Source organism: Pseudomonas sp. R4-15 (assembly GCF_055768815.1).
In genome coordinates this window covers 2,170,761-2,193,284 of record NZ_CM147293.1, presented here as the reverse complement: position 1 = coordinate 2,193,284, position 22,524 = coordinate 2,170,761, and the positions used below count along the sequence as shown (strand labels likewise).

At 65.6% G+C, this 22,524-nt stretch carries 26 protein-coding genes; 4 read left to right on the top strand and 22 right to left on the bottom strand.

All coding sequences use genetic code 11. From position 1 onward, the window contains the following. Positions 1-8 precede the first annotated feature (8 nt). The 6 genes from ACYRGX_RS10475 to ACYRGX_RS10450 all read right to left on the bottom strand — a co-directional run bounded on the left by ACYRGX_RS10475 (position 9) and on the right by ACYRGX_RS10450 (position 6,087). Complete coding sequence (locus ACYRGX_RS10475; protein ID WP_473056496.1) at positions 9-278, bottom strand: K+/H+ antiporter subunit F; 270 nt, start codon at positions 276-278, stop codon at positions 9-11. Continuing rightward, positions 263-760: a Na+/H+ antiporter subunit E gene (locus ACYRGX_RS10470; RefSeq protein WP_473056495.1), complete on the bottom strand. Its 498-nt coding sequence runs from the start codon at positions 758-760 to the stop codon at positions 263-265. Before ACYRGX_RS10470 ends, ACYRGX_RS10475 begins: the two co-directional genes overlap by 16 nt. Continuing rightward, a complete protein-coding gene (locus ACYRGX_RS10465) occupies positions 757-2,262 on the bottom strand; it encodes a monovalent cation/H+ antiporter subunit D (RefSeq protein WP_473056494.1) in 1,506 nt (501 codons plus the stop codon). Before ACYRGX_RS10465 ends, ACYRGX_RS10470 begins: the two co-directional genes overlap by 4 nt. Then, positions 2,259-2,588, bottom strand: coding sequence for a Na+/H+ antiporter subunit C (locus tag ACYRGX_RS10460; protein WP_473056493.1), 330 nt, complete (start codon positions 2,586-2,588; stop codon positions 2,259-2,261). Before ACYRGX_RS10460 ends, ACYRGX_RS10465 begins: the two co-directional genes overlap by 4 nt. 1 nt (position 2,589) lies before the next feature. Next, positions 2,590-5,382 (bottom strand): monovalent cation/H+ antiporter subunit A, encoded by a 2,793-nt coding sequence (locus ACYRGX_RS10455; protein ID WP_473056492.1) that lies wholly within the window; start codon positions 5,380-5,382, stop codon positions 2,590-2,592. Positions 5,383-5,622: 240 nt separating this feature from the next. Beyond that, positions 5,623-6,087 (bottom strand): outer membrane lipoprotein, encoded by a 465-nt coding sequence (locus tag ACYRGX_RS10450; protein ID WP_473056491.1) that lies wholly within the window; start codon positions 6,085-6,087, stop codon positions 5,623-5,625. Between the two features lie 210 nt (positions 6,088-6,297). On the opposite strand from ACYRGX_RS10450, the gene ACYRGX_RS10445 reads away from it, so the two are divergent. Beyond that, the gene (locus ACYRGX_RS10445) at positions 6,298-6,534 is read left to right on the top strand and encodes a hypothetical protein (RefSeq protein ID WP_473056490.1); all 237 of its coding nucleotides are present in this window, start codon (positions 6,298-6,300) and stop codon (positions 6,532-6,534) included. On the opposite strand, the gene ACYRGX_RS10440 is transcribed toward ACYRGX_RS10445, so the two are convergent. The 12 genes from ACYRGX_RS10440 to ffh form a co-directional block, all read right to left on the bottom strand. Then, positions 6,519-7,658, bottom strand: a complete 1,140-nt coding sequence (locus ACYRGX_RS10440) for a glycerate kinase (protein WP_473056489.1) — start codon at positions 7,656-7,658, stop codon at positions 6,519-6,521. The genes ACYRGX_RS10445 and ACYRGX_RS10440 overlap by 16 nt on opposite strands. A 70-nt stretch (positions 7,659-7,728) precedes the next feature. Further along, on the bottom strand, positions 7,729-9,096 hold the full coding sequence (locus ACYRGX_RS10435; RefSeq protein ID WP_473056488.1) for a GntP family permease: 1,368 nt from the start codon (positions 9,094-9,096) through the stop codon (positions 7,729-7,731). A 136-nt stretch (positions 9,097-9,232) separates the two neighbouring features. Beyond that, positions 9,233-10,333, bottom strand: coding sequence for a sugar diacid recognition domain-containing protein (locus ACYRGX_RS10430; RefSeq protein ID WP_473056487.1), 1,101 nt, complete (start codon positions 10,331-10,333; stop codon positions 9,233-9,235). Between the two features lie 90 nt (positions 10,334-10,423). Further along, positions 10,424-11,071 carry a pyridoxamine 5'-phosphate oxidase gene (gene pdxH / locus ACYRGX_RS10425; RefSeq protein WP_473056486.1) on the bottom strand — a complete coding sequence of 216 codons (648 nt, stop codon included), beginning with the start codon at positions 11,069-11,071 and terminating at the stop codon, positions 10,424-10,426. Between the two features lie 46 nt (positions 11,072-11,117). Beyond that, the gene (locus tag ACYRGX_RS10420) at positions 11,118-11,810 is read right to left on the bottom strand and encodes an OmpA family protein (protein WP_473056485.1); all 693 of its coding nucleotides are present in this window, start codon (positions 11,808-11,810) and stop codon (positions 11,118-11,120) included. Between the two features lie 176 nt (positions 11,811-11,986). After that, positions 11,987-12,883: a site-specific tyrosine recombinase XerD gene (gene xerD / locus ACYRGX_RS10415; RefSeq protein ID WP_473056484.1), complete on the bottom strand. Its 897-nt coding sequence runs from the start codon at positions 12,881-12,883 to the stop codon at positions 11,987-11,989. Between the two features lie 46 nt (positions 12,884-12,929). After that, positions 12,930-13,343: an acyl-CoA thioesterase gene (locus ACYRGX_RS10410; protein WP_473056483.1), complete on the bottom strand. Its 414-nt coding sequence runs from the start codon at positions 13,341-13,343 to the stop codon at positions 12,930-12,932. 173 nt (positions 13,344-13,516) lie between these two features. Further along, complete coding sequence (rplS, locus tag ACYRGX_RS10405) at positions 13,517-13,867, bottom strand: 50S ribosomal protein L19 (RefSeq protein WP_473056482.1); 351 nt, start codon at positions 13,865-13,867, stop codon at positions 13,517-13,519. A 10-nt stretch (positions 13,868-13,877) separates the two neighbouring features. Continuing rightward, a complete protein-coding gene (gene trmD / locus ACYRGX_RS10400) occupies positions 13,878-14,654 on the bottom strand; it encodes a tRNA (guanosine(37)-N1)-methyltransferase TrmD (RefSeq protein ID WP_473056481.1) in 777 nt (258 codons plus the stop codon). Beyond that, on the bottom strand, positions 14,654-15,190 hold the full coding sequence (rimM, locus tag ACYRGX_RS10395; RefSeq protein WP_473056480.1) for a ribosome maturation factor RimM: 537 nt from the start codon (positions 15,188-15,190) through the stop codon (positions 14,654-14,656). Before rimM ends, trmD begins: the two co-directional genes overlap by 1 nt. 5 nt (positions 15,191-15,195) lie before the next feature. Beyond that, entirely contained in the window at positions 15,196-15,447 is a 252-nt protein-coding gene (gene rpsP, locus ACYRGX_RS10390) for a 30S ribosomal protein S16 (protein WP_473056479.1), read from the bottom strand. A 132-nt stretch (positions 15,448-15,579) separates the two neighbouring features. Beyond that, positions 15,580-16,956, bottom strand: a complete 1,377-nt coding sequence (gene ffh / locus ACYRGX_RS10385; RefSeq protein ID WP_473056478.1) for a signal recognition particle protein — start codon at positions 16,954-16,956, stop codon at positions 15,580-15,582. Positions 16,957-17,139: 183 nt separating this feature from the next. Between ffh and ACYRGX_RS10380 the strand changes: the two genes are divergently transcribed. Then, entirely contained in the window at positions 17,140-17,940 is an 801-nt protein-coding gene (locus ACYRGX_RS10380; RefSeq protein WP_473056477.1) for a cytochrome C assembly family protein, read from the top strand. A gap of 16 nt (positions 17,941-17,956) precedes the next feature. Then, on the top strand, positions 17,957-19,234 hold the full coding sequence (locus ACYRGX_RS10375; RefSeq protein ID WP_473056476.1) for an HlyC/CorC family transporter: 1,278 nt from the start codon (positions 17,957-17,959) through the stop codon (positions 19,232-19,234). Positions 19,235-19,252: 18 nt separating this feature from the next. Here ACYRGX_RS10375 and purT read toward each other — a convergent pair whose 3' ends face one another. Genes purT through ACYRGX_RS10355 form a run of 4 tightly spaced genes read right to left on the bottom strand, consistent with a single transcriptional unit; the run spans position 19,253 to position 21,789 of the window. Continuing rightward, the gene (purT, locus tag ACYRGX_RS10370) at positions 19,253-20,434 is read right to left on the bottom strand and encodes a formate-dependent phosphoribosylglycinamide formyltransferase (RefSeq protein WP_473056475.1); all 1,182 of its coding nucleotides are present in this window, start codon (positions 20,432-20,434) and stop codon (positions 19,253-19,255) included. A gap of 36 nt (positions 20,435-20,470) precedes the next feature. Beyond that, positions 20,471-20,659: a DUF1289 domain-containing protein gene (locus tag ACYRGX_RS10365; protein WP_473056474.1), complete on the bottom strand. Its 189-nt coding sequence runs from the start codon at positions 20,657-20,659 to the stop codon at positions 20,471-20,473. Next, the gene (locus tag ACYRGX_RS10360) at positions 20,656-21,174 is read right to left on the bottom strand and encodes a gamma carbonic anhydrase family protein (protein ID WP_473056473.1); all 519 of its coding nucleotides are present in this window, start codon (positions 21,172-21,174) and stop codon (positions 20,656-20,658) included. The genes ACYRGX_RS10365 and ACYRGX_RS10360 overlap by 4 nt, the downstream gene beginning before the upstream one ends. A gap of 12 nt (positions 21,175-21,186) precedes the next feature. Further along, the gene (locus ACYRGX_RS10355; protein WP_473056472.1) at positions 21,187-21,789 is read right to left on the bottom strand and encodes a CoA pyrophosphatase; all 603 of its coding nucleotides are present in this window, start codon (positions 21,787-21,789) and stop codon (positions 21,187-21,189) included. 166 nt (positions 21,790-21,955) lie between these two features. Here ACYRGX_RS10355 and ACYRGX_RS10350 point away from each other — a divergent pair, with 166 nt between their 5' ends. After that, positions 21,956-22,501, top strand: coding sequence for an NUDIX hydrolase (locus ACYRGX_RS10350; protein WP_473056471.1), 546 nt, complete (start codon positions 21,956-21,958; stop codon positions 22,499-22,501). The last annotated feature ends 23 nt before the right edge of the window (positions 22,502-22,524 follow it).

The following is a 22,524-nucleotide window of genomic DNA, read 5'->3' as shown; positions in this document are numbered from 1 at the left end:
GGGTCACCTCACTCGATGATGTCGCCGCGCAGCAGGTGCTTGCCTACCGCGACGGTACCGACGAAGCCCATCACCGCGATGAGCAGCGCCGCCTCGAAGAACAGCGTCGAGGACAACCAGATGCCGAACAGCACGATCAGCGCCAACGCGTTGATGTACAGGGTGTCCAGCGCCAGTACGCGGTCCGGCAGGCTCGGCCCCTGCAACAGGCGGATCAGATTGAAGACCAGCGCCACGCCGAGAATGCCCAGGCACAGTGGGCTCACGTAGTCGAGCATTTGAATATCTCCAGCAGGGGGGCTTCGTAACGCGTCTTCACCTCGCGTACCAGCGCCTGCGTGTCGGGCACGTCCAGGCCATGAACCAGCAGCGTGCGGCGATCCTCGCTGAGCGCGGCGGAGACCGTACCCGGCGTCAATGAGATGATGCTCGCCAAGGCGGTGATCAGGAACTCGTCCTGCACCTCCAGCGGAATCTCCACGAAGGCCGGGTGCAGATGGCTGCGCGGGCCGACCACCAGGCGCGCCACCTGCAGGTTGGCGGTGATGATGTCGCCCAGCACGCGCAAGGCGAATCCGAGCAACGCGAGCGGCTTGCGCACCTGCGGTACCGGCGGCAGGAACGGCCGGCAGATCAACGGAATCAGCCAGCCCAGCACGGCGCCCAGCAGCCATTGGCCGAGCCCGAAGTCATTGACCAGCAACACCCAGAGTATCGCCAGGAACAGGCTTAGCGCCGGATGCGGTAACCAGCGTTTCATCCCCGACCTCCGTTGAGCAGATCGAAATAGACGGCGGTGTTCTGCAGTTGCTCCACGGTGTCCCGCAGGTAGCCCACCAGCGGATGCGCCAGCAGCACCATCAGCGGAGAGCACGCCAGGAGTGCCAACGCAGCGCAGAGGCGCACGCGGTCGGCGTGCGGCGCGGCGTGCAGCTCACGTCCGCCACGCCAGAAGATCCGGCTGCCGGCGCGACTGAGTGCCACCAACATGCCCAGGCCACCGACCAGCACCACCGACCACAGCCAGGCGGCCGGCTCACCCGGTTGCAACGAGCGCAGCAACATCAGCTTACCGAGGAAACCGGAGAACGGCGGCAACCCGGCCACCGCGATGGCGGCGGCGAAGAACATCAGCCCCAGTAACAGCGGCTGGCGCAACGCGGCGTCGCGCGTCAGATCCGCCCCCGCCTCACCGCGCTGCTCCGCGATCAGCCCGGCGACGAGGAACAGCGCGGCGCCGACCAGTGTGCTGTGCAGCAGGTAATACAGCGCTCCGCTCAGGGAGCTCGGACTGCCAATGGCGATACCCGCCAGCAGCGTGCCGACTGACACCACCACCAGATAGGCAAGCAGCCGTCGCAGGTCACGGGCACCCAGGGCACCGAGCACGCCAGCGGCCAGCGTGGCCAGCGCCAGGACCCAGAGCAGTTCATCACCCAACCCCGCCAGGGGCCCGGCGGAGGCACCGAAGAGCAGGCCGAACACCCGCACGATGGCGTACAGACCGACCTTGGTCATGATCGCGAACAGCGCGGCCACCGGAGGGCTGGCCGAGCCGTAGGCCGCCGGCAACCAGAAATACAGCGGCAGAATGGCCGCTTTCAGGCCGAACACCACCAACAGCAAGTAGCCGGCCGCCGCCAGGAGCGGCTGGATATCCGCATCGGCCTGGGCGATCCGGGTGCCCAGGTCGATCATGTTCAGGGTGCCGAGCAGCCCGTAGAGCAGGCTCACGCCGATCAGGAACAGCGACGAGCCCACCAGGTTGAGCACCACGTAATGCAGGTTGGCGCGCAGGCGCGCGCCACCACCACCATGGGCGAGCAGCGCATAGGAGGCGATCAGCAGTATTTCGAAGAAAACGAACAGGTTGAACAGGTCGCCGGTGAGAAAGGCGCCGTTGATGCCCAGCAACTGGAACTGGAACAAGGCGTGAAAATGCACCCCGCGCTCGTCATCGCCACGGCTGGCATAGAGCAGCACCAGGCCACTGAGCAGCGCGCTGAGTAGCAACATCATCGCGCTCAGGCGGTCGAGCATCAGCACGATGCCGAATGGCGGTTGCCAGTTGCCCAGCGCGTACAGGCGCACCTGGCCATCCAGCGCCAGGCACAGCAGACCGATCGCCAGGGGCAATTGCGCCCAGCAGGCAAGCAGCGACAGCAGGCGCCGCGTACGCAGCGACAGGCGCAGTCCGACGGCTAGCAACAGCGCGCCGCAGAACAGCGGTAGCAAGAGCGGCAGGATAATCGCGTGGTTCATTCGCGCGGCTCCACCCCATCGACATGGTCGGTCTTCAGCTCGCCCAGCGCGCGCAGTGCCAGTACCAGCACGAAGGCGGTCATGGCGAAGCCGATGACGATGGCGGTCAGCACCAGCGCCTGCGGCAGCGGATCGCCATAGCGCTCGCTCATGCCGATCACCGCGGGCACCCCGGTACCCAGCCGGCCCATGGCGAAGATGAACAGGTTGACCGCGTAGGAGATCAACGTCAGGCCCAGCACCACGGGGAACACACGGGCGCGCAGCAGCAGGTAGACCCCACTGCTGGTGAGGATGCCGAGCGTGATGGCGAACAGTGCTTCCATATCACAGCACTCCCTTGTCCGGCGCGTCGGAACTGACGTGGCCGAGGTTGGAAAGAATCAGCAGGGTCGCACCCACCACCACCAGGTACACCCCCAGGTCGAAGAGCATCGCACTGGCCAGTTCGATGTCGCCGATCAGCGGAATATGGAAGTGGCCAAAGGTCGAGGTCAGGAACGGGTAGCCGAACAGCAGGCTGCCCAGCCCGGTCGCCCCGGCGATGGCCACGCCACACCCCGCCATCACGTGGTAGCTGGCACGGCTACGCTGCTGGGTCCAGGAGACCCCACGGGCGATGTACTGGAGAATTGCCGCCACCGCGGTGATGAGGCCGGCGATGAAGCCGCCACCCGGCAGGTTGTGGCCACGCAGGAAGATGAACACCGAGACCAGCAACGCCAGCGGCAGCAGCGTGCGCGCCAACACCTCGAGGATCAGCGGATGGGTATCGCTGTCCCAGCGCCGCCCGTGCGGATCGAGATCGGGGTGGGCGAGGAACAGGTTGCGCAGCAGGGCGAAGATCCCCGCGCCAGCGATCGCCAGCACGCTGATCTCGCCGAGGGTGTCGAAACCGCGGAAGTCCACCAGGATCACGTTCACCACATTGGCCCCACCGCCGCCGCTGACGCTGTTCTCCAGGTAGAACGAGGCCAGGCTGTCATACGGTCGGGTCAGCACCGCGTAGGCCAGCAGCGCCACCATGGTGCCTGCCCCGCCGGCCAGCACGAAGTCGCGCAGACCACGCAGGCTGCTGGATTCGGCCGGTGTACGGTCGGGCATGAAATACAGCACCAGCATCAGCAGGACGATGGTCACCATTTCCACCGATAGCTGCGTCAGCGCCAGGTCCGGCGCGGAGAAGCGCGCAAAGGTCAGCGCCACCATCAGTCCAGTGCCGCTGAGGATCACCAGCGCCACCAGACGACGTCGATGGTAGACCACGCCGAGCACCGAAGTGATGGCCAGCACGGCCAGGCCCAGCGCGGTGATGGGGTCGATCCCGCTCAACGCTACCGAGCCTGCCAGCGACTCCAGGGGTGTCAGCGCCACCACCAGCAGCAGCAGCACACTCGCCAGCATCAGCGCCAGGTAGCGCTGCAGCGAGCCACTCTCCAAACGTCCGGTGAGGCCGTGGGCGAACGCCGTGAGGCGCAGCACCGTCTGCTCGAACACCAGCTTGGCATCCAACTCCGGCAGACCGGCATACCAACGGAACAGCGGGTGCCGACAGGCATAGACCAGAATGCCGCCGAGCAACGCCACCACGCTCATCAACATCGGCAGGTTGAAGCCGTGCCAGATGGCCAGGCTGTATTCGGGCAATACCCCGCCCAGCGTCGAGGACGCTGCCGCGGCCAGCAAGGGCGCCACGGTGAAGCTCGGCAACATGCCTACCAGCAGGCACAGGAATACCAGCACCTCCACCGGAATCTTCATGTAGCGCGGCGGCTCGTGGGGCGGATACTTGGGCAGGTCCACCGGCTCACCGTTGAAGAACACGTCGTGGATGAAGCGCAGCGAATAAGCGACCGAGAACACCCCGGCAAGAGTCGCCAGCGCCGGGATCACCCAATGGAAGCTACCCAGCATGTGCTGGTCGAGGGTCTCGGCGAAGAACATCTCCTTGCTCAAAAAGCCGTTGAGCAGGGGCACTCCGGCCATCGCCGAGGCCGCGACCATCGCCAGCACCGCGGTGTGCGGCATGTATTTCCACAACCCGTTGATGCGCCGCATATCGCGGCTGCCGGTCTCGTGGTCGATGATCCCCGCGGCCATGAACAGCGAGGCCTTGAAGGTCGCATGGTTGATGATGTGGAAGATCGCCGCCACCGCACCCAGCCGGCTGTTGAGGCCGAACAGCAGGGTGATCAGGCCCAGGTGGCTGATCGTCGAATAGGCCAGCAGGCCCTTGAGGTCGTGCTGGAACAGCGCCATCACCGCGCCCACCAGCAGGGTAGCCAGGCCGGTCAGGCTGACCAGGTAGAACCACCATTCGGAGTCGGCCAGCGCCGGATACAGCCGCGCCAGCAGGAAGACACCGGCCTTGACCATGGTCGCCGAGTGCAAGTAGGCCGACACCGGCGTCGGCGCGGACATCGCGTGGGGCAGCCAGAAGTGAAAGGGAAACTGCGCGGACTTGGTGAACACGCCGAGCAACACACAGATCAGCGCCAACGGGTACAACGGATCGACACGGATGGCATAGCCCGCGGCGAGCACCTGGGTGAGTTCGAAGCTGCCCGCCATGTGGCCGATCAACAGCACCCCGGCGAGCAACGCCAGGCCACCGCCACCGGTGATGGTCAGCGCCATGCGCGCGCCCTTGCGCGCCTCGCCGCGATCGCCCCAGAAACCGATCAGCAGGAACGACGACAGGCTCGTCAGCTCCCAGAACATCAGCATCAGCAGCAGGTTCTCGGACAGCACCACACCGAGCATCGCGCCCATGAACAGCAGCAGGTAGGCAAAGAAACGCCCCATCGGCTCCTGCTTGCCCAGGTAATAACGGGCATAGAGGATCACCAGCAGACCGATGCCGAGGATCAGCAAGGCGAAGAGAAAGCCGAGGCCATCCAGCCGCAGGCTGAAATTCAGGCCCAGTTCCGGCAACCAGGGCTGAGTAAAGCGCAACGCGTGGCCAGCCAGCACCTCGTCGCGCTCGGACAGCAGCAGGCCCAGGCCGATGGCCGGCGCCAGCGCCGCGGCACCGGCGCACGCAGAGCGTCCCAGGCGCTCGCCGAGCAGGGGCAGCGTCAGGCCCAGGAAAGGCAGGGCGACGATCAGCACGAGCAGCATCTGGCGGACTCCTTAGAGGACAGGGTGCATTCCTGGCGTGGGGAAGACGAATCGGCAAGGGCCGTTGCGAATCGACCCGACCGGTGAATCTAACCCATTGGCGGCACAGGCAAAAGCGTGAGTATGCCAACTCCGGGAGAGATCGCTGAGCGCGCAATTATTACCAAAGCTGACGCAAGGGCAACGCAGCAACGAAAAGGCCCGGCAAGAAGCCGGGCCTGGGTGGACTCACCGAGGGACTCAGTGGCTGACGCGACTGGTGCCGTTGACGGTGAGAATGCGCACCCGCTCGCCGACCCGGAACACCTGGTTCGGCTCGACTTCCTGGACATAGGCACGCAGGCTGCCGTCATCCTCGCGCACGGTGATCTCGACACCGTCGGTACGGGTGATGCCCTCTTCCGCCGCGCTGCCGAGCAGGCCGCCGGCGACCGCGCCGATGACCGCAGCGACCGCGCTCCCACGACCACCGCCAACGCCACTGCCGGCGATGCCGCCGACTACCGCACCGGCGCCCGCGCCGATCGGCGTCTTGGTGCCCTCGATACGTACCGGGCGCAGCGACTCGATGGTGCCCAGGCGCACGGTCTGCACGGCGCGAGCCTCGTCGCGGGTGTAGACGTCGCCTCCCAGGTTCGACGTACAGCCGCCCAGGGTCAGGGCAGCGGCAGTGAACGAAGCGGCGAGCAGCAAGGGTTTACGCATGATGTACCTCCAATGAGCGGGGCCGGATGAAAGGCAGCGACCCCTGATACAGCGTTTGACTACGGCGCGCGCCAGACGTCACCATCGACGCGCAGGAAAACGATGACATTAGACTACACCGGACGCGCTCTGCGCGCTGTGCGCGCGCTTCCAGCCAGCCACCATTCAGGCAATCCTGCATAGGCTCCAGCGTTACGAGGAAGCCACGCCATGGACTATTTCATCATCGCCGTCGCCACGTTGAGCGGCCTGTACTTCCACTGGTGGCTACTGCGACGCATCCGCCGCTGGAGCGATCGCGACCTGGCCCTGTCCATGGCCGAGAACGACCCCGGCAAACGCGCCTACATGCTGCAGGCGCTCGCCGAGGCGCAAAGTACGAAGGTGCGGCGCAAGGCGCTGCCGGACTGGCTGCAAGCCCGCGCGCAGGCTTACCGCGCGCCCTGAGCCAACTTCCAGAGGCGGGCGATATCGGTGCTGCGCGCCTCCAGCTCGACGGCGGCACTGGCACAGGCCTGTTCCAGGCTGACAGGCCCGGGCGTCAGGCTGAAAGCCGCATCGATCCCGGCCGCGTAGACGTCCTGGTACTCGTCACCGAGGCTTCCGGCAATGGCAATCAGCGGGACACCCGCAGCACGCGCCGCGCGCGCCACGCCAATCGGCGTCTTGCCGTGCAGGCTCTGGAAGTCCAGGCGTCCCTCACCGGTGATGGCGAGATCACAGCCCTGCAAGGCGTCGGCCAGGCCACCCAGCTCGGCGACCAGTTCGACACCCGGACGAAAGCCGGCGGCTAGAAACGCCCGCGCGGCGAAGCCGAGCCCACCGGCCGCGCCGACTCCAGGTACGCAGGAATGGTCTTCCCCCAGAGTCGCGAGGGTCACGTTGGCGAAGCGCTCCAGCGCCGCATCCAGCTCACGCACCATCTCCGGCGTCGCGCCCTTCTGCGGGCCGAAGACCGCCGAAGCGCCGCGCGGGCCGCAGAGCGGATTGTCGACGTCGGCGGCGACCTCGACGCTGACCTGCAACAGGCGCGGGTCCAGGCCGCTGACATCCAGTGTATGCAAATCGATCAGCGCGGCACCGCCAGGTGCCAGGGGTTGTCCCTGGGCGTCCAGCAGGCGCACACCCAGGGCACTCAGCAGGCCGCTACCGCCGTCGTTGGTAGCACTGCCGCCGAGGCCGAGGATGATGCGCTGGGCACCGGCATCGAGCGCCGCGAGGATCAACTCACCCGTACCGAAGCTGCAGGCGCGGCGGGGATCGCGCTGTCCGGCAGGCACGCAGTGCAGCCCGCTGGCAGACGCCATCTCGATCACCGCGGTAGCGTCTTCGAGCAGCCCCCAGTGCGCCAGCACCGGCTCACCCAGCGGCCCGCGCACGCGCGTCTCGTGACGTTCGCCGTGGCTGGCGGCGAGCACCGCATCCACCGTGCCCTCGCCACCATCGGCCATCGGCTTGAGGACGATCTCGGCATCCGGGTAGACCTTGCGCCAACCTCGGGCGATGGCCTCGGCGACGGCTTCGGCGGTCAGGCTCTCCTTGAAGGAGTCGGGAGCGATCAGCAATTTCATCAAAAACCTCGGGCGGCCAGCCTCGCAGGCTGGCCGCATCTAGCGGGACTCAAGCGGCAGGCGCCGCCCGTTACAGCAGGATAAGACCCAGCACCCAGACCAGCAGGATGCCGACCACGCCCTGAACCAGCGTAGCCATGGTCTGCGCACGGTAGGCGGTCGCGACCTTCATGCGGCTGAACTGGGAGACGACCCAGAAGAAGCTGTCGTTGGCATGGGAAACGGTCATCGCGCCGGCACCGATGGCCATCACCGTCAGCACCCGGCCCATCTCGCTATCCAGGCCGAGGCTGGAGAGCAGCGGAGCGACCATCGCCGAGGTGGTGACCAGCGCCACGGTGGAGGAACCCTGCGCACTCTTCAGCGCGGCAGCCACCAGGAACGGCATGAACAGACCGATACCCAGGCTCGACAGGGTCTGCCCCAGGTAGTCGCCCAGCGGCGTGGCCTTGAGCACCGCACCGAAGGCGCCACCGGCACCGGTGATCAGCAGGATAGGCGCGGCGGCCTTGAGGCCTTCCGCCACCTGGTCATGGAACTGCTGGCGCTTGCCATTGCCCCGCAGCAGGCTGCAGGCGATGGCGAGGCCAACCAGCAGTGCAACGACCGGCTGGCCGAGGAAGGCGAAGGTCGAGAACAGCACGCCCTCGCCCAGCGGACGGCTGGGGAAGGCCGCCAGCGAACCGAGGCAGATCAGCAGGATCGGCAGGAAGATCGGCGCGAAGGCCTGCCAGGCACTCGGCAGCACGCCGTAGCTGGCACGCAGCTTGTCGAAATCGACTTCTTCGGCGAGCAGCTCCGACGGCGCCTCTTCGAGCAGATCCTTGTCGTCCTGGCGCAGGAAGCGATTGCCCCAGAGCATGCCGGCCAGCGCGGTGACCGCAGCGACCAGCAGGCCGACGGCGATCACCAGGCCCAGCGAGTTTTCCAGGCCGAGGTTGCCGGCAGCGGCAATCGGTCCCGGGGTAGGCGGCACGAAGGTGTGGGTGGCGTAGAGGCCGGTGGCCAAGGCCACGCTCATCGCCACTACCGACACTTTCATGCGTGCAGCCAGGGCATTCTTCAGGGAGTTGAGGATGACGTAGCCGGAGTCGCAGAACACCGGGATCGACACCAGGTAGCCGATGATCGACAGGGTCAGCGTCGGGAAACGCTCGCCGAGCACACGGATGACCGTCTCGGCCATGGTGATCGCCGCGCCGGAGCGTTCGAGGATCACCCCGATGATGGTGCCCAGGACGATGACGATGCCGATGTAGCCGAGGATGCCGCCAAAACCCGTGGTGATGGTTTTCACCAGATCGAGTGCGGGCACGCCATAGGCGAAGCCGGCGATGAACGCGGCGGCGAGCAGGGACAGGAAGGGATGCAGTTTGAGTCGAGTGGTGGACAGAACGATAAAAGCGATGAGCGCCACGAGGATCAGGACCAGACCCATGGGGAAGACTCCTTGGTTGTTTTTATGAGGCTGCGGGCAGCCACCCTATTCTGGACCCTGGCCGAGGGAAACGCGCTGTGCACATGCACAATCAGGCACCGCGCCGAGCAGCCTGGACCTGTTCGCGCGCACAGGCTTAGCCGTCGAGCAGTTCGAGCGCCAGCATCAGTTGCGCACGGTCGGCCAGCCGCGCCAGGTCCAGGCCACTGAGCATCTGCACCCGCTCCAGGCGATAGCGCAGGGTATTGCGATGGATACCCAGGGCTTCGGCACACGCCTGCGCCTGGCCGTCGTAACGGAACCAGCACTCCAGGGTTTGCCGCAGCAGATCGCCATTGTCCTGGGCCTGCAGGCGACGCAGTGGCGCCAACCAGCCGCGCATCAGCCAGCCCTCGCGCTGGGCGAACAGCAGGACTTCCAGGCGATGCTGCTCCAGCCAAAGCAGCGTCTGTTCCGCCTGGCGACTGCGCGCGTAGGCCTGGAGATGCCGTAGCAAGGGACCGACCTGGCGCAGCTCTTCGAGGTCCGCCAGCGCATCGCTGACCAGCAGCCGGGCAATACCCCAGCCACGCTGGGAGGCCTGAGCGAGCCAGGTGCCGTCATCACGCTCGCTCTGCCAGGGACGCAGCCAGAGCAACTCGTTGCGCCCCAATGGCGAGACGAAGTGCTCGCTGCGCTGGCCGAGCAGGTCCAGCAGACGCGCCTGACGCACCAGCGCGTCCTCGCCCTGGATCTCCACCAGGCACAGCTGCCGTGGCCAGCTCGGCTGCAGACCAAGACGTTCGGCCTCCAGCTGCAACTCGTCGAGGCCCTGCCCTTCCTCCATCAGGCGGCGCAGCCAGGCCTCCAGGCGGTGCCGCTGCCAGTGCTGCTCGCCCTGCAAGCGGCGCTGTTCGAGGAGCATCTCGGCGGTCATGCGCACCAGCTCGGCATACGGCCGCACCCGCTCGGGGTCGCCCGTGATACCGATCACGCCGACCAGCCGGCCGGCATGCAGCAGCGGTAGGTTCACCCCAGGACGCACGCCACGCAGGTGACCGGCAGTGCGCTCGTCAATCTCCACCACCCGGCGGTTGGCGAGCACCAGCTGGGCACCTTCGTGACGGGTATGCAGCCGCTCGGCGGCACCACTGCCGATGATCATGCCCTGGGCATCCATCACGTTGACGTTGTGCGGCAGGATCGCCATCGCGCGGTCGACGATGTCCTGCGCCAAGGCGGAGTCGAGTTCAAGCATCAGCGGCGGGTCCCGGTGGAGTCAGCGCTAACCAGCGTGGATGGCGCTGCGATTCTCCGGGCAAACGAGGAAAAGTAGAAGCGTCGCCGCTCAGGGCGCCAGGCGCTGGCACTGCCACTCGCCATCGGCGAGGCGGTAGTCGAGGCGATCGTGCAGGCGACTCGGACGTCCCTGCCAGAACTCCAGACGCTGCGGCAGCAGGCGGTAGCCGCCCCAATGCTCGGGGCAGGTCGGATCCTGATCGCGGAAACGCGCCTCGGTCTTGGCAAGCAGTTGCACCAGTTCCTCGCGGTCGCGAATCACCCGGCTCTGTGGCGAGGCCCAGGCACCCAGCCGGCTGCCCAGCGGACGCACCTGGTAATAGGCGTCGGATTCGGCGGGCGTGACCTTCTCGACCAGCCCTTCGATACGCACCTGACGCTCCAGGGCGGGCCAGAAGAAGGTCATTGCCGCACGCGGGTTGGCCGCCAGCTGACGGCCCTTGTCGCTTTCGTAGTTGGTGAAGAAGGTGAAACCGCGCTCGTCGAGACCCTTGAGCAGCAGCACCCGGCAGTGGGGCTGACCCTGGTCGTCGACACTGGCCAGAGTCATCGCGTTCGGCTCGACCGGCGTCTGCTCGGTCTTCACCGCCTGGGCGAACCACTGCTCGAAGAGCACCAACGGATCGCTCGGGGCCTGGGCTTCGCTGAGCCCCTCGCGGGTGTAGTCGCGGCGCATATCGGCCAGGCTTTGGGTCATGACGTTCTCCTTCCCAACGGAAGGCGGCAGCTTAAACCAGCGAGGCCTACTTGGCTTGATCTGCGGCAACCACCGCGGCGACGTTCTGCACGCCGCTGGCCTGCGCCGGCGCGCTGTACTTGGCGATCAGTGCAGCCAGGGTGTTCTGCGGGGTCAGTACGATCTCGACCCGACGGTTGAGGGCACGACCTTCGCTGCTGTCGTTGGCAGCGCGCGGCATGTCGGAGCCGACGCCCTTGAGCATCAGGCGATCGCCGCGCAGGCCACTGAGACGGAAGATCGCCGCCACGGCGCGAGCGCGCTCGCTGCTCAGCGTCAGGTTGGTATCCCGCGAGCCGCTGCTGTCGGCATGACCGAGCACCAGAACGCCAGTCTTGCTGTCGCCCTCGACCATTTTCGCCACCTGGGTCACCGGAGCCAGGGTGGCCGGCAGCAGCATGCCCGGGCGATCCGGGTTGAACGAGGAATCGACCGGCGCGGTGACCACCAGCACGTTATCACGACGCTCGACCTGGAACTTGCTGCTGCTCAGCGCCTGGCGCAGGCGCGGCTCGTAGTCGTCGAGCCAGGCGGTGGTGGCCTTTTCGTCGATCTTCGGTACCGCAGCCGCAGTGACGTACTTCTCGTCCTTGCCGAAGGGCCACCAGGAGCTGCTCGCCTGGCTGTCCGCGGCGGGGTCGGAACTGCACGCGCCAAGGGTGAAGGTCATCAACAGGATCGCGGGAGTGAGCAGCTTCATGAACGGGTCCATCGTGAGGATTGGGAGTGGGGCCTCGAGGCCGCCAATTCATATTCAGCGTTAGATTCTGGACGCAACCCGTTAATTCGCAACGCCTTAACGCTTGCGGCCGACGAACGGCGGGTAACGCAACGGCGACCATGATACGCCGTGCGCCCCGGCGCGATGCAAGCGACTCAGCCGCGCGGGTGATGCTCGGCATGCAGCGCCTGCAGCCGCGCCCGGGCGACATGGGTATAGATCTGCGTGGTCGAGAGGTCAGCGTGCCCGAGCAGCAGCTGCACCGTGCGCAAGTCGGCACCGTGATTGAGCAAATGGGTGGCGAACGCATGTCGCAGGGTATGCGGCGACAAAGGCTTGTCAATGCCGGCGCTGCGCGCATGCAGCTTGATGCGATGCCAGAAGGTCTGGCGGGTCATCATCTCGCCGCGCTGACTGGGAAACAGCACGTCCGCCACACGCCCGCCGAGCAACTCTTCCCTGCCCTGGCGCAGGAAACGCTCGACCCGCAGGATGGCCTCCTCGCCCAGCGGCACCAGGCGCTCCTTGTTGCCCTTGCCGAAGACCCGCAGCACGCCCTGGCGCAGATTCAGCTCTTCCAGGCGCAAGGAGACCAGCTCGCTGACGCGCAGGCCACAGGCATAGAGCACTTCGAGCATCGCCCGGTCGCGCTCGCCCAGCGCCGTCGCCAGGTCCGGCGCCAGCAACAGGGCCTCGACCTCGGCTTCGCTGAGAGAGGCAGGCAGCGGTCGACCCAATTGTGGCAATGCCACCTGCAGGGTCGGGTCCTCGGCAATCAGCCCCTCCACCAGCAGGTAGCGATAGAAGCCGCGCAAGCCGGAGAGCAAGCGCGCCGTGGAGCGCGCCTGGTAACCCTGCGCCAGACGCCAGGCGAGGTGATCGAGGATCGCCTCCCGGGAGGCATTGGGCAACTCGACGCCGCGCTCGGCCAGCCAGGCGTTGAAATGCGCCAGGTCGCTGCGATAGGCGGCACGGGTGTTCTTCGACAAACCGCGCTCTAGCCAGAGCGCATCGAGGAAGCGGTCGATCAGCGGATGGTCGAGGGTAGCCATGGCAACGAAAGAACTGGAGATCGGAGGCAGTGTGGCATGCCCGGAATCAGACCGGGAAGTCCGGCAGTACCGGTACCGGGCGCTGATCCTCGCCGATCGCGACCAGGCTGAACACGCCGCTGATGGCCTTCTCGCGACTCATGTCGTACATGCCCTCGACGAATACCTCGACCTGTACCTTGAGGCTGCTGTTGCCAACCTTGACCACCCGTGCGACCAACTCGACGATGCTGCCGGCGGCAATCGGGTGGTTGAAGTCGATGCGGTCGCTGGAAACCGTCACCAGCGGCAGGCGACAGAAGCGCGTGGCGGCGATGAAGGTCACTTCGTCCATCCAGGCCAGCGCAGTGCCGCCGAAGAGAGTGTTGTGGTGATTGGTGGTGGGCGGGAACACGGCCTTCACCACGCGGGTTTCCGACAGCTCGATGCGACGCTGGATTTCCTGTTCTCTGGGAGTCATGGACCGTCAACTTCTCGAAGGGCGAAGCGGAGCGGGCGAATCTTCTTGTCGTTGTGCACGCAGGCGATACTTCGCGGCGCCATCGGCGCCAGGGTGTGACCGCGAAACTCGCGGCCCGGAAATGAAAAAAGCAGCCCTGGGGCTGCTTTTTTCGTACGCGGCAAGGACCGGTCTTAGACCAGTTTTTCCTTGATGCGGGCTGCCTTGCCGGACAGTTCGCGGAGGTAGTACAGCTTGGCCTTGCGCACGTCACCGCGGCGCTTGACGCTGATGCTGTCAACGATCGGCGAGTAGGTCTGGAAGGTACGCTCGACGCCTACGCCGCTGGAGATCTTGCGCACGGTGAACGCGCTGTTCAGGCCGCGATTACGCTTGCCGATGACCACGCCTTCGAAGGCCTGCAGACGCTGACGCTCGCCTTCCTTCACTTTCACCTGGACAATCACGGTGTCGCCGGGGGCGAATACCGGGATTTCCTTGTTCATCTGTTCAGCTTCGATCTGCTGAATGATCTTGTTGGTCATCTTTCTGCTCCTAAGACGAACCCTTTGGGTCGCCATCGATACGTTGTCTATCGTCCCGTTGACGAAGATATTCCGCCAACAGCTTTTGCTCTTCTCCAGAAAGCGAGCGGCAATCCAGAAGATCAGCGCGACGCTCGGCAGTCCGACCAAGGGACTGCATCAGGCGCCAGCGCCGGATGTGTTCATGGTTGCCGCTGAGCAGCACCTCAGGAACACGTATCCCTTCGTACACCTCGGGTCGGGTGTAGTGGGGACAGTCGAGCAGGCCGTCGCTAAACGAGTCCTCCTCGGCAGAATCCGCATGCCCCAGGGCACCTGGCAACAACCGGGTGACCGCGTCGATCAGCACCATCGCCGGCAGCTCACCGCCGGAGAGGACGTAGTCGCCGATCGACCATTCCTCATCGACATGCGCTTCGATGAAGCGCTCGTCGATGCCTTCGTACCGCCCGGCGATGAGGATCAGGGCCTCTTCCTCCGCCAGTTCGCGCACCGCCGACTGATCCAGCCGGCGGCCCTGCGGCGACAGGTAGATCACCTTCGCCGCCTCCCCCGCCGATGCCTTGGCCGCAGCCAGGGCCCGTTCCAGGGGCTGAATCTTCATCACCATCCCGGGACCACCGCCGAAGGGGCGGTCATCCACCGTCTGGTGACGGTCTTCGGTAAAGCTTCGCGGGTTCTGGCAGTTCAACTGCAACAACCCCTGCTTCACCGCCCGGCTGCTCACGCCATATTCACCGATCGCGGCGAACATCTCCGGGAAGATCGTGATGACCTCGACCTTCATCAGAACTCGGCGTCCCACTCGACCCGCATCTCGCCTGCGGCCAGGTCGATGACCTGCACGCACTGCTCGGTGTAGGGCAGCAGACGTTCACGATCGTCCAGGCTACCCGCACAAGGGCGAACCACGATGACGTCGTTGGCGCCGGTTTCCAGCAAATGGTCGATGCGCCCGAGCAACTGCCCGGTCTGGTCGATCACCTTCAAGCCTTCGAGCTGGTGCCAGTAGAAGTCGCCGTCGTCCAGCTCGGGCAACAAACTACGGGGCACGCAGATCTCGAAATCGGCGAAAGTCTTCGCCACTTCGCGATCGTCCAGCCCCTTCAGGGTGACTACCAGGACATTGCCCTGAATCCGCCCCTTGACCAGCTCGGCCTGCTGGGTCTGCGCACCGCGCCGTAGCGTCCAGTGACGATAGTCCAGCAGGTTGTCGATCGGATCGGTGAAGGAATAGATCTTCACGTCACCGCGTACGCCGTGCACCGAAACTATCTTGCCGAGAACGATGAGCTCCTCGGCCGTTGCAGGCGTGGTATTCATGCAGCTCAGGCGCTGGCCTTGGCCGCTTCCTTGAGCAGAGCGGCAACGCGCTCGGAGGGCTGTGCGCCCTGGCTCAGCCAGTAGCTGGCACGTTCCTGATCGACCGACAGCTTAACCTCGGAGCCAGTGGCGACGGGGTTGAAGAAGCCGATGCGTTCAACGAAACGGCCATCACGCGCATTGCGGCTGTTGGTCACGGTCAGGTGGTAGAAGGGGCGCTTCTTGGAGCCGCCACGGGCGAGACGGATGGTTACCATGTGTGCAGTCGTTCCTGTAGTCGGTGCTTGCAAATAGAGATGAGCACTGGGCCCTGGGCCCGAAAGGCCGCATATTCTAAGGGTAATCGCCGCGAATGCAAACTGCTTTTTCGGAAGCCGGCGACGAGACGCTTACATCTTGGGCATGCCGCCGCCTGGGAACATACCGCCCATGCCGCGCATCATCTTGGCCATACCGCCCTTGGCGGTGAACTTCTTCATCATCTTCTGCATCTGCTTGTGCTGCTTGATGACCCGCCCGACGTCCTGCACCTGGGTACCCGAACCGAGCGCGATACGGCGCTTGCGCGAACCGCTGATTACCTCCGGATCACGGCGCTCGGCGGGCGTCATCGAGTTGATGATGGCTTCCATCTGCTTGAACTGCTTCTCCGCGGCGCCCTGGGCATTGCCCATCTGCGAGAGGTTGACGCCACCGATGGCCGGCAGCTTGTCCATCAGGCTGCCCAGGCCACCCATGTTCTTCATCTGCTGCAGCTGGTCGCGGAAGTCTTCGAGATCGAAGCCCTTGCCCTTCTTCAGCTTCTTGGTGAGCTTCTCGGCCTTTTCCCGGTCGAGGGTCTGCTCGGCCTGCTCGATCAGGCTGAGCACGTCGCCCATGCCAAGGATGCGCGACGCCACGCGATCCGGGTGGAAGGGCTCCAGTGCATCGCTCTTCTCGCCCATACCGAGGAACTTGATCGGCTTGCCAGTGATGTGGCGCACCGACAGCGCAGCACCGCCACGGGCATCGCCGTCGACCTTGGTCAGTACGACGCCCGTCAGCGGCAGCGCATCGCCGAAGGCCTTGGCGGTGTTGGCGGCGTCCTGCCCGGTCATGGCGTCGACCACGAACAGCGTTTCCGCCGGCTTGACCGAGGCGTGCAGCGCCTGGATCTCTTCCATCATCGCGGCGTCGACGTGCAGGCGGCCGGCGGTATCGAGCAGCACCACGTCGATGAACTTGAGCTTCGCCTCGCGGATCGCTGCATTGGCGATGTCCACCGGCTTCTGGCTGGCATCGGAGGGGAAGAAGGTCACGCCGACCTCGCCCGCCAGGGTTTCCAGCTGCTTGATCGCCGCCGGGCGGTAGACGTCGGCGGAGACCACCATCACGCTCTTCTTCTTGCGCTCCTTGAGGAAGCGCGCGAGCTTGCCGACGGTGGTGGTCTTGCCCGCACCCTGCAGGCCGGCCATCAGCACCACGGCAGGCGGCGTGACGTTGAGCGCCAAGTCCTCGTTGGCCGCGCCCATCAGCGCTTCGAGCTCGGCGCGCACGATCTTCACGAATGCCTGGCCCGGGGTCAGGCTCTTGGACACCTCGGTGCCCACCGCGCGGTCCTTGACCCGTGCGACGAAGTCCTTGACCACCGGCAGCGCGACGTCGGCCTCAAGGAGAGCCATGCGCACTTCGCGCAGGGTGTCCTTGATGTTTTCCTCGGTGAGCTTGGCCTTGCCGGTCACGGTACGCAGTGTGTGCGACAGGCGATCTGTGAGGTTCTCGAACATGCGCATTCCTTGAAGAGAGCGGTGACGGCGAACCAGCGATTATACCCGAAGCCGCGCGCTGACGAGTGCTGCTCATCCATCGCCGGAACGCCCGCGACAGGCTAACGCTGAGGGCCGCACAGACTTCCTTGCCTGGGGCTTGTGTGCCACACTCCTTCCCTTCGCTCCATGCGTACAGGATCTATGCACCCTCTGCTGCCCAGCCTCGCGGCCGCCGGTCTGTATGCCGGCCTCTCTCTCTTCCAGGGCTTGCGCCTGCGCCGCGGCCAGGTGCCCGGCAGGCTTCCGCTGAGCGTCCTCGGCGGCCTCGCCCTGCTGTTCCACGCGCTCAGCCTGCACAGCCAGATGAACGATCTGGCCGGGCTCAACCTGACCTTCTTCAATGCGGCCAGCCTGATCGCCTTCGAAGTGATCCTGTTCTGCCTGATCGCCTGCTACCGGCTACCGGTGCAGAACCTGCTGATGCTGCTCTTTCCGCTCGGCTGCCTGACGGTACTGACCGCCGAATTCATGCCCATGGGCACGCCACAGCCGATCGACGAGGAACCGGGCATCATCGTGCACATCCTGCTGTCGATCATGGCCTACGGCCTGATCAGCATCGCCGTGTTCCAGGCCCTGCTGCTGTCTTTGCAGGACCACCAGCTCAAGCACAAGCGCCTGACCGGGCCGACGCGCGCCTTCCCGCCGTTGCAGACCATGGAGAGCCTGCTGTTCGGCTTTCTCTGGGCCGGCTGGCTATTGCTGTCGTTGTCGCTGATTTCCGGCTGGCTGTTCATCGAGGATCTGTTCGCCCAGCATCTGGTGCACAAGACCCTGCTCGCCTGCCTCGCCTGGGTGGTCTTCGGGGTGCTCCTGTGGGGCCGTCTGCGCCTGGGCTGGCGCGGCCACAAGGCCATCCGCTGGACCCTGGCGGGCTTCTGCCTGTTGATGCTGGCGTACTTCGGCAGCAAGCTGGTCCGCGAATTCATCCTGCACATCTGACCGGAGCCCCATCCGCGTGGACAACTTGCACCCCGGCTATCTGATCGGCCTGCTGGTGTTTCTGCTTGCCTGCTCAGCGTTCTTCTCCAGCGCCGAGACCGGCATGCTCAGCCTCAACCGCTATCGCCTGCGGCACAAGGCGCGCGAAGGTCACCGCGCAGCGACTCGCGCCAGCACCCTGCTTGGCCGCCCCGACCGCCTGCTCGGCACCATTCTGATCGGCAACAACTTCGTCAACATCCTCGCCTCGTCGATCGCCACCGTGCTGGCCATGCGGCTGTGGGGCGAGGCCGGCATCGCCATCGCCACCGTCGGCCTGACGCTGATCCTGTTGGTGTTCGGTGAAATCACCCCCAAGACACTCGCCGCACTGCGCCCCGAAGTCGTCGCCTACCCGGCCAGCCTGCCGCTGGCAGCCCTGCAAAAGCTTTTCTATCCGCTGGTGTGGCTGCTCAACGGCATCAGCAACGGCCTGCTGCGACTGGTCGGCGTCGATCCGGCGAAGAAAGGCAGCGACACCCTCACCGCCGACGAGTTGCGCAGCGTGGTACGCGAGGCCGGGCAGAGCCTGATGGATCGACAGGACATGCTGCTGGGCGTGCTCGACCTGGAGAAGATCAGCGTCGACGACATCATGATCCCACGCAACGAGGTGCAGGGTATCGACCTGGACGACGACCTCAGCGAGATCATCGAACAACTGCGCGCCACCCCGCACACCCGCCTGCCGGTATTCCGCGGCGACCTGAACCAGATCGAGGGCGTGGTGCACATGCGCCAGATCGCTCGCCTGCTGACCCATGACGCGCTCACCAAGGAAGCCCTGCTGCGCGCTTGCCACCCGCCCTACTTCGTGCCAGAAGGCACGCCGCTGTCGGTGCAACTGATCCACTTCCAGAAGCAGAAGCGTCGCATCGCGATCATCGTCGACGAGTATGGCGACGTGCAGGGCATCGTTACCCTCGAAGACCTGCTCGAGGAGATCGTCGGCGAGTTCGACCAGGACGGGGTGCGCGAGCAGGAAATCCAGCCCCAGGCCGATGGCAGCCTGATGATCGACGGCGCCGCCTACGTACGCGAACTCAATCGCGCGCTGGGCTGGGAACTACCGGTGGACGGGCCCAAGACCCTCAACGGACTGATCACCGAAGCCTTGGAAAGCCTCCCGGAGAATCCGGTCTGCCTGAGTATCGACGGCTACTGCATGGAGATCCTGGAAGCCGCCGGCAACCGGGTGAAGAGCGTGCGGGTATGGCCGGCTGACCAGCCACCCCGCGAGGAAGCCGCGGGCTGAGGCCCGCGATCAGCCACTTCAGAGCTGCACGTCGACCGCGCCAGCGGCGCGCAACGCCTTCTCCCGCGCCGCTTCGACGGATTCGTCGCGCGCCAGCGCCACGCCCAGGCGCCGCTGCCCCTCCACCGCCGGCTTGCCGAACAGGCGCAGCGCGGTATCCGGCTCGGCCAGTGCCGCCGCCAGGTTACCGTAGCTCATCTGCCTGGAGTGCCCCTGCACCAGGATCACCGCCGAGGCCGAGGGACCCACTTGGCGGATCGCCGGGATCGGCAGACCGAGGATCGCCCGCGCATGCAGCGCGAACTCGGAGAGGTCCTGGGAAATCAGCGTCACCAGCCCGGTATCGTGGGGACGCGGCGAGACTTCGCTGAACCACACCTGGTCGCCCTTGACGAACAGCTCGACGCCGAACAGCCCACGGCCGCCCAGGGCCTCGGTGACCGCCTGGGCGATGCGCTCGGACTCGGCCAGCGCCTTGGCGCTCATCGCCTGGGGCTGCCAGGACTCCTGGTAGTCGCCCTTCTCCTGACGGTGCCCGATCGGTGCGCAGAAGGAAGTGCCGCCCACGTGACGCACGGTGAGCAAGGTGATCTCGTAGTCGAAATCGACGAAGCCTTCGACGATGACCCGCCCCTTGCCGGCGCGACCGCCTTCCTGGGCGTAGTCCCAGGCGGCCTTGAGTTCGGATTCACTGCGCAGCAGGCTCTGCCCCTTGCCCGAGGAACTCATGATCGGCTTGACCACGCAGGGATAACCGACCACCGCCACCGCTTCGGCGTAGGCTTCGAAGGTATCGGCGAAACGGTAGGCGGACGTCGGCAGGCCCAGTTCCTCGGCCGCCAGACGGCGAATGCCTTCGCGGTTCATGGTCAACTGGGCGGCGCGTGCGGTCGGCACCACGGTGAAGCCCTCGGCCTCCAGTTCCACCAGCGTGGCGGTGGCGATGGCCTCGATCTCCGGCACGATGTAGTGCGGGCGCTCCTGCTCGATCACCGCGCGCAGCGCGGCACCGTCGAGCATGTCGATCACATGGCAGCGATGCGCCACCTGCATCGCCGGCGCATCGGCGTAGCGATCGACGGCGATCACTTCGACGCCCAGGCGCTGCAGCTCGATGACCACTTCCTTGCCGAGTTCGCCGCTACCACAGAGCAGCACACGGGTGGCGCTCGCCGAGCCTGGAGTTCCGATACGGGGCATGGGGATGTCCTTGCAGAGGAAAAGAAGGCGCGGATTCTACGGGATCAACTGGCCGTTGGCTTGCGCACGTTGCTGGGCCAGGGCGATCACCGCGCGGCGCTCGTCGTCGTCCATGCGCATCCAGCGAGTGATCTCCGCGGCGCTGCGCTGGCAACCGATGCAGATGTCCTCTTCGTCCAGCGCGCAAACGTTCACACAGGGTGACTTCACCCTAGTGCCGCTCACAGCGCCTCCAGGTCATTGGCATAGCGCCGGGCGTTCTGTACGTAGTGCGCGGCGCTGGCTTCGAGCAGCTTCATCTGCGCCTCGCTGAGCTGGCGCACCACCTTGCCCGGCGACCCCATCACCAGGGAGCCATCGGGAATTTCCTTGCCCTCGGGGATCAGGCTGTTGGCGCCGATCAGGCAATACTTGCCGATCTTCGCGCCGTTGAGCACCACGGCGTTGATGCCGATCAGGCTGTATTCACCGATGCTGCAGCCGTGCAGCATCACCTGGTGGCCGATGGTCACTCCGCGCCCCACGCTCAGCGGATAGCCCATGTCGGTATGGATGACGGTGCCATCCTGCACGTTGGCGTTCTCACCGATGTGGATCAACTCGTTGTCGCCACGCAGCACGGCACCGAACCAGACGCTGGCACCGGCCTCCAGGCGCACCTTGCCGATCAGCGTGGCGGTAGGCGCTACCCAGGCATCGGGATGCAGTTCGGGGCGCTCTGCGCCCAAGCGGTAGATCATGGGATTCTCTCTCTAGTCCAGGGTGGCGAAGCGCTCCGGCGGGCGCTGCAGGTCGATACCGGCGTCGAACAGCAGGTTGACCAGCTCGACGATCATCACTGCCGTGAGCCCCCAGATGCGGTATTCGCCGAAGCGGTAACTCGGCACGAACCAACTGGTACCTTGGAAATCGATACGGTGGGTGGTTTCGCGCACGTCCTCGAGGAAAAAGCGCAGCGGTACGGTGAACACCGCGGCGATCTCCGCGTCGTTCGGCCGGTACTCGACGAAGTCGGGAATCAGCGCCACGTAAGGCGTGACCTTGATCCGATGGCGCGAGACCTGCTCGCTGAGCGGCCCGACCACCTCGACCAGCCCCGGCGCCAGGCCGATCTCCTCCTCCGCTTCACGCAGGGCGGTGGCCATCAGGTCGCTGTCCTCGGGATCGCGACGGCCGCCGGGGAAGGCCACTTCGCCACCGTGGGTGGACAGCCCGCTGGCGCGTAGCGTCAACACCAGCTCCGGCGATTCGCCACGGATGATAGGCACCAGCACGGCGGCCTCGGGGAAGGTCTGCGCACACTCCAGCAAGCGCGGGCTATGGTCGCGGACCCGTTGGAGCAGTTCGTCCTGCATCACGGACTCTCCGGTCTCTCGGCTTTTCCGCATCATGGCACGATCCGCGCGAGGCCCCAAGCCCGTCCGCCCGCCCCCAGCCGGGCACATCGCGAGACGCCCAGCGGCAGGCCACGCAGCCTGCGCGAAAGGTTATCCTCAGCCAGATCAGAGACAGGAAGCGACGATGAACTTCTGCAATCATTGCGGTGGCCCGCTGCAACGGCAAATCCCCCCGGGCGATAACCGCGAGCGCGCGGTCTGCAGCCAATGTCATCGAGTGCATTACCAGAACCCACGGATCGTCGCCGGCTGTCTGCCGCACTGGCGCGGCAAGGTACTGCTGTGTCGGAGGGCGATCGAGCCACGCCGCGGCTTCTGGACCCTACCAGCGGGCTTCATGGAAAACGGCGAGACCGTCGCCGAGGCCGCCTCCCGGGAAACCTGGGAAGAGGCTCGCACCCGCGTCGGCGCCCTCGAGCTCTACACACTCTTCGACCTGCCGCACATCAGCCAGGTGTACATGCTGTTCCGCGCCGAGATGGAGACTGACAGCTTCGCCGCCGGCGACGAGAGCCTGGAAGTCCGGCTGTTCGAGGAAAGCGAGATTCCCTGGCGCGAACTGGCTTTCCCAACCATCGACCGCACCCTAGAATATTTCTTCGCCGATCGCCGCGACGCACACTTCCCGCTGCGCCACGAATCGATCGGACCGATGTCCCCCCAATCCTGAATCTCACCCGAGGTGGCCGACGC